This window comes from bacterium, from assembly GCA_028821235.1.
Taxonomy (GTDB): domain Bacteria; phylum Actinomycetota; class Acidimicrobiia; order Spongiisociales; family Spongiisociaceae; genus Spongiisocius.
The window spans coordinates 1-10,267 of the sequence record JAPPGV010000052.1 but is presented as its reverse complement, the minus strand read 5'-3'; the positions used below and the strand labels follow the sequence as shown (position 1 = coordinate 10,267).

The window sequence follows — 10,267 nt, the reverse complement described above, 5'->3', positions numbered from 1 at the left end:
CTCAGCCGAAGCCACATCACCCACACCAGGCGGCTCCGAAAGACCCGCCAAAGCCTCCTCCGCGCTCGAAAGCTGCGCCAACGCACTCGCCACCGCCTGCTCAGCCGAAGCCACATCACCCACACCAGGCGGCTCCGAAAGACCCGCCAAAGCCATCTCGGCGCTCGTCACCTGCGACTCCGCCGCCTCGATCGATTGTCTGGCGGCGGCCACATCGGATCCTGCGGGAGTAGCAAGCAGCGCTTCCAGGCGCAGCCGGGCAAGACGCAGCTGCACCTCAGCCGTCTCGATGCGCCGCTGCGCGTCAGTGTCATCCAGCACCGCCAGGATGTCGCCGGCTCGTACGGCGACGCCGCTCTCGACCATGACGGATGCGACGGCGCCCGCAGCCTCGAAGTAAAGATCGGTGCTGCGCTCGGCAACCGCCGATCCGGACAGGTCGACGGTGGTGCTCAACCGGCCCATCATGGCCTCGGCACGCTCCGGTTCGGCCGTCACGACCGGCTCGTCCTGCTGCCACCAGAGGAAGGCCGCTACCCCTGCCCCCACCACCAGAACTGCGGCAACCAGGAACAGCCGACCCTTTCTGGAATCACGGCCACGGATCAGGGCATCGATATCAACTTCGCTCATCTCCGCCTCACACCCCCATGAGCGGCACCGGTGGCGCCGCTGGCGCCGGACCCACCGGGCAGGTGGACGCACGAGAAGCTCCCGGAGTCGTTCCATGGGCAGGTGCGGTGTGCCTCGCTTGGTCCGGCGGCTTCCCGTCCTCGTTCCGGTGGCATATCACACCCTCCTTCATGCAGTTTCCCTCGGCGGACCGGGACCACTCTTCTGCTCGAACCTGTGAATAGCCTGAGAAGAACGTGAGAAGAAAATGAGAAATCGATGACTACACGATGTCGACCCCTCGAACCGACCCGGAGCCGGTGCGATCCAAAGGAGAAGGGGGCCGTCGGGTGGTCAATCCCACCCGATACCCCCGCCCAACGACTCATTGTGGGGACTAGAAGGGCACTGGAGATGTCCCGCTGGCCCGATGGCAGGCAACAAAACCCCAGCTAGAAGCCATCGCTGTCCAACCCACCCCCTCTTCTTCGGCGCCCTCCACGTTCCGAGCCGGCGAGCGAACGCGAAAATCGCGGCGAGCGGGCTGCGCTCGCCGGGCCCTCCCCCAACCGCCACCACCTTGATGTCGAGCGCGTCCCGCCATCCCCCGGGTGGGGTTGCTTCGACAGAATGTTCCCTCACGCGTTCCGACCGACGTCCGAACCAGACCGCTGGTACTTCGACCCTGCTTCCTCACTTACACGAGCCGGCAGCCCGGACAGAGCACGCGTCTCCGTCCGCAGGCTTCCGGCCTCGAACTGTGAAGGCTCGGGTCAACGGTCATCCGACACCGTATGGCGAGGGTGTGACATAAACGAGGGAGCGAGACCGGCCGATCCCGCCCTTCGGTGAGGACCTGGTTAGGTCTTGGGGAAGTTGTACCGGAAAACTCCGCCGGTGCGGACCATCTCCGCCGCGATCCCGTCGGCGTGGCCGATAAAGCGGTTCAGCATGGCGTTGATCTGATCCGGCACGTCCTGGAGTGCCTTGTGGCCCGCTCCCACCACCTTGCCGATCACCACCTGCGGGCAGAGCTCGCGCAGCAGATCCAAGTCGATGTCGGGCTGACCGCAGTCGATATACAGGTAAGGGCACTTCACGCCGCGCATGATCGGTTCCGCGTCAAACCCCATCATCCCCTTCCACCCGTTGAGGATCACGTGGTCCGGAACCTCAGCCAGCCGCTCGGAGATGGTCGCCACCCGGGAAGGATCGTCCGTCGGAAGGTAGGAGGCGCTCAGGAACATGCGCAGCGTCTCGCGGAAGTCGCTCTCGGCCGTCATCAGATGATCGAACGGACCGTGGTGTTGCTGGTGCCAGCCGGGAATGTTGGAGGGTGAGTCGAGGCTGGCGATCGCCCCCACCAACTCAGGGTGGCGGGCCGCGGCGGAGATGATCACCTGGCCGCCCATGCTCTGGCCGACCAGAACCGGCTTCTCGAGACCCAACTGCCGGATGAGTTCCGCCACGTCGTCGCCATGCTGCTCCATCGTGTACACCACGTCGGGCTTGTCGCTCTCACCATGACCCCGCAGGTCGACCGAGATACAGCGATGGTTCGGGGAGAAATACTCCTCCTGGAACCCGAAGCCGGTGCGGTTCCCGAAGCCGCCATGGATGAAGATGATGGCCGGGTCGCCCGAGCCGAGTTCGTGGTAGGCGATCCGGACGCCGTCCGGGGTGGTGATGGTCTGGGTAGTCATGCCCGGAGGTTAGCCTTCCTGGCCAGCCCCTCTTGCCATGCACTGGCCGGCGTCCCGGACCGGCCGCGAGGTCCTGGACGGGGTGAGCCGGGTTGTGGATCAGACCTCGGGGAAGTTGTACCGGAAGACTCCCCCGGTACGGACCATCTCCTCCGCGATCCCGTCGGCATGCTGGATGAAGCGGTTCAGCATGGCGTTGATCTGATCCGGCACATCCTGAAGAGCCTTGTGCCCGGCTCCCACCGTCTTGCCGATCACCACCTGCGGGCAGAGCTCGCGCAGCAGATCCAAGTCGATGTCGGGCTGACCGCAGTCGATGTACAGGTAGGGGCAACGGACCGCCCGGAGTATGTCCGTGGGGTCGTAGTCCACCTTGCCGGCCCAGCTGTTGAGGATCACGTGGTCGGGGACCTCGGCCAGGCGCTCAGCCATCTGCCCGAGCCGGGAGGGGTGGTCGGTCGGCAGGTAGGCGGCGCTCAGGAAGGCGATCAGCGTCTCCCGGAAGGGTCCGTCCTCGGTCATCAGGTGGTCGTAGGGGCCGTGGAACCGCTGGTGCCAGCCGGGAATGTTGGAGGGCGAGTCCAAGCTGGCCACCGCCGTTATCCGATCCGGGTAGAAGGCGGCCACCGAGATGACCACCTGGCCGCCCATGCTCTGGCCGACCAGAACCGGCTTCTCGAGCCCCAGCTGCCGGATGAGTTCGGCCACGTCGTGCCCATGCTGCTCCATCGTGAGCGGCTGGTCCGGTTTGTCGCTGTCGCCGTGACCGCGCAGGTCCACCGCCACACAACGATGGTTCGGAGAGAAGTATGCCTCCTGGTTGCCGAAGCCACGCCGGTTGCTGTAGGCGCCATGGATGAAGATGATGGCCGGGTCGCCCGAGCCGACCTCGTGATAGGAGATACGAGTGCCGTCGCTGACCGTGATGGATCGGGCGGGGTGGGTCATGCCGGCGAGCATAGTTGCCTGCTTCCGGCACCCAAACCTGAGCCCGCCCGCGACCGTCCCTCCGGCTACTCGCTACCCATCCTCTCGAGGATGTTCTCCGCAAGCACTCGGAAGTCCCTGTAGCAAGTCCGAACGGCCCGGGTGTGCCCACCGATGGCTCCGTCTGCCGGCTCCAGCGCGAACATCGGCTTGCGCGCCTCCTGCGCCATCGGCATGAGGCTCCGGTAGTGCTTGAGGATGGCCAGGCAGTTCGGGTCCTCACTCACGGTCATGGCAGACTGCGGATCTCGGCCGCAGACCTCCTTCGAGTAGACGCCAGGGATACGATCGGCCCACCGCTGGTAGGCCAGGACCGGACGATCGTGGCGGATCGCCTGCTGCATGACCACGTAGCCGATCGGCCCCATTGCCCCATCCGGTAGGGCCAGGTCCTCCACCGGATTCTGAGCGTGCCGCTCCGCCCATTGGCCCCTCCAGCCACGGAGGGTAGGCCCGAGGCTCCGCAGTCCTTGAAGGGAGTACAGGTCCGACGTCAACGGGACGACCACGTAGTCGGCCGCGACCAGCGCCGACCGGTTCAGCGCGCCGAGGTTCGGCCCGACATCCACCAGCACCAGATCGGCTTCCACGTCGGTCGCCGCCCGCCGCAAGGCCCGCCACAAGGCGGACACGACCCGGAAGGCGCGCGGTCTCCGGTCCAGGCAGCCGGTCCATTGGCGAGAGATCTCATCCTCGGCCGCCGCCAGTCTCGGGTCGCCGACCACCAGATGCAGGCCGACGCTCCGCTCCACGAGGTGCGGCGAACCGATGTCGCCCGTACCCTCCAGCAACGGTTCGATCGCTCCGTGGATCGTGCCCCGATCCTGATCCCACAGCGGTTCGAGACTGTGGTCATCGATGAACATGGCAGTGAGGTTCGCCTGCGGGTCGAGATCGGCGGCCACGACATTCCGACCGATGCCCGAGTACATCCAAGCGAGATGGTAAACCAACGAGGTCTTACCCACACCACCCTTGTTGTTGAAGAACGCAACGATTCTCATCTCACGGCCTCAGGTGTCACGGGTGCCGGCCCGCACGGGGGAAGACGGAGCTTCGGCTCGGCGTCGCCGTTGCGGACCATCCCCTCCCTGGCAGGTGACCTCCCGGATCCCGAACGAGGCACGAGACACGAATAGTGCACTGTCTCGGCTAACGGGCCGGGAAGTTGTACCGGAACACTCCCCCGGTCCGGACCATCTCCTCCGCGATCCCGTCGGCATGCTGGATGAAACGGTTCAGCATGGCGTTGATCTGGTCCGGCACGTCCTGGAGAGCCTTGTGGCCGGCCCCCACCGTCTTGCCGACAACTACCTGCGGGCAGTGCTCGCGCAGCAGATCGAAGTCCAGGTCGGGCTGGCCGGAGTCGACGTAGAGATAGGGACAGGCCATCCGGCGCAAGGTGTCGCTTGGCTCGAATGCCTTCATCGCGTCCCAGGCCCGGACGATCATGTGGTCCGGGATCCCGGCCAGTCGCTCCTCGAGACCCCCCACCCAGGAGGGGTCGTCGGTGGGCAGGTATGCGGCCGCCAGGAACCGGTGCACACCTTCGCGGTAGGGACCGTCGAACCTGATCAGATGATCGAAGGGCGAGTGAAAGCGCTTTTGCCAGCCGGGAATGTTGCTCGGCGAGTCCAGGCTGGCCACCGCCCGCACCAGATCCGGATGGCGGGCGGCCACCGAGATCACCACCTGGCCTCCCATGCTGTGACCGACCATGACCGCCGGGGGTAGCGCCAGGTGGCGCATCAGTTCCGCCACATCGTCGGCGTACCGGGCCATCGAGTAGACCTGGTCGGGCTTGTCGCTCTCGCCGTGGCCTCTCAGGTCCACCGCTATGCACCGATGGTTCGGAGAGAAGTACTCCACCTGATTGCCGAACGCTTGGTGGGTCCCGTAGATGCCGTGGATGAAGACGATGGGCGGATCGCCGGCGCCCACCTCCTGGTAGGCGATGCGTACCCCGTCAGAGGTGGTGAATGATGAACTCATGATGCCGAGCATACCGCCGGGCCCGTCCATGGAGCCCGCTGCGATCCCGCCTTTCTCACTCGGGTGATCTCCGCGGACACTTCTCACCGGAGACGGATAGCATCGGGGGTCAGACCGTAATCGTCGGCGTCGCTGTCAAGAACGCGAAAATCGCGGCGACCGGGGCCCGCCCGCTGGGCCCACCCCCGCCTCCACCACCTTGCTTGGAGCGTGGTCCGCCATGCCCGGCCGGTTGCCGGGAATCGGCGGTCGCTCCATCAGCCTCGGCTCGATCAAGCCTCGTATGTTCCCTCGGGCCGGCCGATCCGATCGGTAAGACGCTCTCGGCCGCTGTCGGTGCTTGGCGATGGGCAACCTATCGCGAGGGGGTGACAAGTTCAACCCCTTCGATTCCGTGAGACGCCATCCCGCTGCGATGGGCAGGCGAGGCCTTACCGATCCGGTTGGCCTGAGGCGGCTGCCGTCTAGCGGCCGGCCAAGAAGTCCAGGAGGGTCGAGGCGGCCTGCTCGACTTGGGAGGCGGTGATCTGGGGGAAGCAGGGCAGGCCGATCATCTGGGAGGCGGTTCGCTCGGCCACCGGCAACGAACCCGCCCCTAGGCCCATCCACTCGTAGGCCGGATGTAGATGGAGCGGGGGGTTGTAGTACAGCCTGGTGGCGATGCCGTGGGCGGCGAGATGGGCACGGGCCCGGTCGCGGAGGTGGGCGGGCACCAGCACGTTGTAGGCGAAATAGACATGGCGCGCCCAGGGCGCCTCGTGGACAGCCGTGACCAGCGTCCCGGCAAAGGCCTCCCTGTAGAGTTCGGCAGCACGCCGGCGGCCCGCGATCCGGTCCTCGAGCGTCGGGAGCTTGGCGGCCAGAACCGCCGCCTGGAGGGTGTCGAGGCGCTGGTTGTAACCCTGTTCCAGCACCGTCCAACCGTGGCCCCCGGTCAGGTCCTTGCCCGAGAGCTTCTGGCCGGGAGCGTGACCGTAGTTGCGGAGCACCCCGACGCGGTGGGCCAGGTCAGGGTCGTCGGTGACCACGATCCCCCCGTCGCCGTACCCGCCAAGGATCTTCCCCGGCGCCAGGCTGAAACAGCCGAGCGGCCCGAAGGTTCCGGTCTTGCGGCCCCTGTACTCGGCGCCCACGGCGAGGGCCGAGTCCTCCAACACCACGATCCCGTGACGGTCGGCAACCGCTCGGATCGGGTCGAGATCGGCTGGGTGACCGAACAGGTGGACCGGAAGGATCACCCGGGTCCGCGGGGTGATCGCCTCTTCCAACCGGGCGGGATCCATGGTGAAGGTGTGGTCGTCCGTATCCGACAGGACGACCCTCGCGCCGGCGTGGGTCACCGCCGCCGCGGTGGGCGTGTCCGTGTTGGGAACGGTTATCACCTCGTCGCCGGGCTCGAGGTCGAGCGCCGCCAGGGCGAGATGGAGTGATGCCGTACCGGAACCCACCCCGATGGCGTAGCGGGCGCCCACGTAGGCGGCGAAGGACTCCTCGAAGGCCTCGAGCTCCTCACCCAGGACGTAGAGGCCGCTGGCCAGCACCCGGTCGATCGCATCGTGGATCTCGGTCTTGAGCGACCCATACTCGGCGGCCAGATCGGACATGGGTACTACCACGGCGGAGCCCTCCATCAAGGTTGGTGACTGCGCGGAATCCTACCCGCCCGGCAGTTCCGACCAGTTCGACCCGGAACCGGCATCCGTTTCGGCCGGGCGGTGACCCGACGACACCAGAGCGGCCAGGGTGGTGGTCATCGGCACGGCAGCCACCAGCCCGATCGACCCGCACAACGTGCGCACAATCACCACGGCCACCATCTCGGAGTTCGCCACCATCACCAGCGACTGATCGGACACGACGAACAGCATCAGCAGGGGGATGGCCGCGCCGGCATAGGCCAGCAAGAGGGTGTTGACCGTCGAAGCGATGTGCTCCCGGCCCACCCGGATTCCGGACGCGACCAGCTCGTAGACGCCCAGGCTCGGGTTCCGGTAGCGGAGCTCCGCCACCAGGGCGGCTTGGGTAACCGTGATGTCGTCCAGCGCGCCGAGCGCGCCGATGACCGCTCCGCCCAGGATCAAGGAGGAGACGTCCAACCCACCGGCGATCAGGGGCAGGACCAAGCCCTCCTCGGTGGCCAGACCGGTGAAGGCGGCCAACTCGAAGAACGCCCAGGACAGGCCCAGCGTCAACCCGAGCGACGAGAGGGTTCCGGCCAGGGCCACGGTGGTGATCGGGCTGAATCCGTGGACGAGATACAGGCTCACGAACGCAATCCCCGACGCCGCCACCACCGAGACCAGCAGCGGGTCGTTGCCGTCGAGTATGGACGGCGCCATGAAGGCGAGGAGCACCGCCAGGGTGCCGGCCATACCCACCAGGGCCAGCACACCACGGCGCCGCCCCAGCGCGATCACGAACACGGCGAACAGCGCAGTCAGCCACGCCAGCGGGGTCCGGCGGTCCGCATCGGCGTAGAAGTAGAAGTCCGTGGACGGCTCGTAGCCGATGATCACCTTCTGGCCGAGCCTCAGGGAAGGGGTTGTCGCCGTGAAGGCGAGGTCCAGCTCCGGTAGAGCCACCAGCGAGCCCGTGGCCGGACCCTCGTCCAGCACGACGGTGACCTGGCGGCAGTCGTAGGGGCTCTCGGCGGTCGAATAGCTGCAGGGACCGTCGCGGATTTCCTCCACGGTGGCGCCGTACCGGTCGGTCACGAGTCCGATCTCATCGGCGCTGGCGGTGGCGGCCTCTATCCCCTCCTCGGTGGGCCACAACGCCGCCACGCCGAACACCGTCGCGACCGCCGCGGCCACCACCACGGCGAGCACCCAACGCAGGCCGGGGTAAGACCTCCACGCACTCCAGCCGCCGCCAGGGAGGGCCTCCGCCGCGTCCGAGGGTTGTCCGAGAGGTTTCTCCATCCGGTTCCGAAGCTTAGGAGGGTGCTGAAAAGGCGGGGATTGGTTGGCCCGGGGTCCCTTGACCTGGTGGCTCGTTTGAGGCCTTCGGGCCAACTGGACGTTCTTCAGCACCCTCCTGGGACGCCCCCCGGATTCGGATTCAGCCGATGACCTCGGTAATGCCGATGATGCCGCCGATGACCGCGACGATACCGGTGCCCTGTATCCACAGGGCGCGGTACAACTCGGCCCGGAGCATGTCGCGGGTCACGATCGGGCTGTTCACATCGGCAACGTCTTCGACGATGCCCTGGGCATCGGACTCGCCAAATCCGGGCCGACACATCCTTCTGACCTCAGTCAGCCAACGGCTTGGGCGATACCGACGATCCCGCCCACCACCGCCACGATGCCCACGCCCTGTATCCACAAGGCCCGGTACATCGCCGTCAACATGTCAGCCTTCAGCCCGGCGACTTCCGTCGCGAGCATGTCGCGGGTGACGAGCGGGCTGGTCGCGCCGACGACAACCTCTACGCTGCCGTGGGCGACAGGCTCGTCAACTCCCGCGGAGCGAAGCTTGCTGACGCTGGCCTGGGTGTCGAAAGTCGGCGTGGTCATGCCTTTCCTCCATCCGCTGTCAAGGATACCAGTGGTCCACATCCGGGAGCGTTCCGCCGATGACGAAATCCTTGTCGATCGATCCTTGCCCGTTGGACCTCACCCCCAACATGCCTTGTCCACGGGAGGGTTTCAACCCCCTTGCTTTCGCCCCTTCCACACCGGCCGCCGTTTGGGCAACCGGCTCAACCGTGGTCAGCCGGGAACCACCACGGTGCGGAGGGCCGAGCCGGTCTCCAGGTTTTCGAAACCCTTCTCCATGTCGGACAGGGGGATGGTGTGGGTGACCATGTCGTCCAGGTTCAGCCGACCCGACCGGTAGAGCGAATCCAGGACCGGGAAGTCCTGCGCGGGTATGCCCTCCCCTCCGTGCGTGGTCATCAGCGTCGAGGTGTTGCGGAAGAAGGCTGACGGATCGAGGTCGGCGGCCGAACCCACCGGCGGTACTCCGATCATGGTGGCCACTCCCCCGTATGACAGCATCCCGAGAGCCTGCTCAAGCGTGGCGCCCAGTCCCACGGCCTCGAACGAGAAGTCGACCCCCGCGCCGCCGGTGAGGGCGCGAACCTTCGCCACCGCATCCTCGCGCGCCGAGTTGACCGCATGGGTGGCGCCCATGGACAGCGCCCACTCCAGCTTGCGGTCGGATATGTCCACCGCGATCACCTTCGAGGCGTTGGCCAGGCTGGCGCCCTGGACGGTAGAGAGGCCGATCCCGCCGCACCCGATGACGGCCGCGATTGCGCCCGGCCACACCTTGGCTGTGTGGAAGACAGCGCCGGTACCGGTCATGACCGCGCAGCCCAGCAGCGAGGCGGAGGTCAGCGGCATGTCGTCGCTCACCCGAAAGACCGCCCCGGCATCGACCGGGATCCGCTCGGCGTACATGCCCAGGCCCATCGGCACCTCAACCTCGGAACCGTCGGACTCGAGCGACACCGCGGGAGGGCGCGCACCGGAGGAATTGCAGCGCCGGGGATCGTTGCGACGGCACATCGGGCAGGATCCACAAGGCACCCGGCATCCCACCGCCACCCGGTCCCCCTCGCCGAGATGGGTGACGCCGAGACCGACCTGTTCCACGACGCCGGCCCCCTCGTGACCCAGCAGCATCGGGTAGCGGGGTTTACGGCCCGACTGCAGGCCCTTGGAGACCTTGTAGTCGGTACGGCAGACCCCGGCCGCCTCCATCCTCAGGATCACCTCCCCCTCCCTGGGAGGACCGAAGGTGATCCCGGCAATCTCGACCCGCCCCGGCTCGACGACCAGGGCGGCCCGGCTATGCATCAAGGTCGACGAGATCGTCGCGTTCGTAGGTGAGCCGCTCGCCGCCTTCGGGAGTGACCCGCACGTTGTCCGACACGCAGATCCCGCCCACGGCGAGGGCTTCCGCCGGATCGTCGAAGGTGATCTGGGGGTGCAGGTTGATGACCATGTTGGTCTTCATCTCCC

The 10,267-nt window shown here is 66.8% G+C and carries 10 protein-coding genes; all 10 read right to left on the bottom strand.

The features are described from left to right. Positions 1-633: biotin/lipoyl-binding protein (locus OXK16_05530; GenBank protein ID MDE0375408.1), on the bottom strand; the 633-nt coding region annotated here is incomplete at its 3' end. A gap of 839 nt (positions 634-1,472) precedes the next feature. After that, positions 1,473-2,315 carry an alpha/beta hydrolase gene (locus tag OXK16_05525; protein ID MDE0375407.1) on the bottom strand — a complete coding sequence of 281 codons (843 nt, stop codon included), beginning with the start codon at positions 2,313-2,315 and terminating at the stop codon, positions 1,473-1,475. A gap of 99 nt (positions 2,316-2,414) precedes the next feature. Further along, positions 2,415-3,275, bottom strand: a complete 861-nt coding sequence (locus tag OXK16_05520) for an alpha/beta hydrolase (GenBank protein MDE0375406.1) — start codon at positions 3,273-3,275, stop codon at positions 2,415-2,417. Between the two features lie 53 nt (positions 3,276-3,328). Continuing rightward, positions 3,329-4,306 (bottom strand): ParA family protein, encoded by a 978-nt coding sequence (locus tag OXK16_05515; GenBank protein ID MDE0375405.1) that lies wholly within the window; start codon positions 4,304-4,306, stop codon positions 3,329-3,331. Positions 4,307-4,454: 148 nt separating this feature from the next. After that, entirely contained in the window at positions 4,455-5,294 is an 840-nt protein-coding gene (locus tag OXK16_05510) for an alpha/beta hydrolase (GenBank protein ID MDE0375404.1), read from the bottom strand. Positions 5,295-5,758: 464 nt separating this feature from the next. Continuing rightward, positions 5,759-6,898 carry a DegT/DnrJ/EryC1/StrS family aminotransferase gene (locus OXK16_05505; protein ID MDE0375403.1) on the bottom strand — a complete coding sequence of 380 codons (1,140 nt, stop codon included), beginning with the start codon at positions 6,896-6,898 and terminating at the stop codon, positions 5,759-5,761. Between the two features lie 51 nt (positions 6,899-6,949). Next, complete coding sequence (locus OXK16_05500) at positions 6,950-8,215, bottom strand: YibE/F family protein (protein MDE0375402.1); 1,266 nt, start codon at positions 8,213-8,215, stop codon at positions 6,950-6,952. A gap of 139 nt (positions 8,216-8,354) precedes the next feature. Beyond that, positions 8,355-8,540, bottom strand: a complete 186-nt coding sequence (locus OXK16_05495) for a hypothetical protein (protein MDE0375401.1) — start codon at positions 8,538-8,540, stop codon at positions 8,355-8,357. 14 nt (positions 8,541-8,554) lie between these two features. After that, a complete protein-coding gene (locus tag OXK16_05490) occupies positions 8,555-8,815 on the bottom strand; it encodes a hypothetical protein (GenBank protein MDE0375400.1) in 261 nt (86 codons plus the stop codon). A 195-nt stretch (positions 8,816-9,010) separates the two neighbouring features. Next, positions 9,011-10,102: a zinc-binding dehydrogenase gene (locus OXK16_05485; GenBank protein MDE0375399.1), complete on the bottom strand. Its 1,092-nt coding sequence runs from the start codon at positions 10,100-10,102 to the stop codon at positions 9,011-9,013. Positions 10,103-10,267: the final 165 nt, after the last annotated feature.

Bases quoted from the DNA above. Each gene is read 5' to 3' on its own strand.
- OXK16_05525 (MDE0375407.1), bottom strand. From the start codon at position 2,315: ATGACTACCCAGACCATCACCACCCCGGACGGCGTCCGGATCGCCTAC.
- OXK16_05520 (MDE0375406.1), bottom strand. From the start codon at position 3,275: ATGCTCGCCGGCATGACCCACCCCGCCCGATCCATCACGGTCAGCGAC.
- OXK16_05515 (MDE0375405.1), bottom strand. From the start codon at position 4,306: ATGAGAATCGTTGCGTTCTTCAACAACAAGGGTGGTGTGGGTAAGACC.
- OXK16_05510 (MDE0375404.1), bottom strand. From the start codon at position 5,294: ATGAGTTCATCATTCACCACCTCTGACGGGGTACGCATCGCCTACCAG.
- OXK16_05505 (MDE0375403.1), bottom strand. From the start codon at position 6,898: ATGTCCGATCTGGCCGCCGAGTATGGGTCGCTCAAGACCGAGATCCAC.
- OXK16_05500 (MDE0375402.1), bottom strand. From the start codon at position 8,215: ATGGAGAAACCTCTCGGACAACCCTCGGACGCGGCGGAGGCCCTCCCT.
- OXK16_05495 (MDE0375401.1), bottom strand. From the start codon at position 8,540: ATGTGTCGGCCCGGATTTGGCGAGTCCGATGCCCAGGGCATCGTCGAA.
- OXK16_05490 (MDE0375400.1), bottom strand. From the start codon at position 8,815: ATGACCACGCCGACTTTCGACACCCAGGCCAGCGTCAGCAAGCTTCGC.
- OXK16_05485 (MDE0375399.1), bottom strand. From the start codon at position 10,102: ATGCATAGCCGGGCCGCCCTGGTCGTCGAGCCGGGGCGGGTCGAGATT.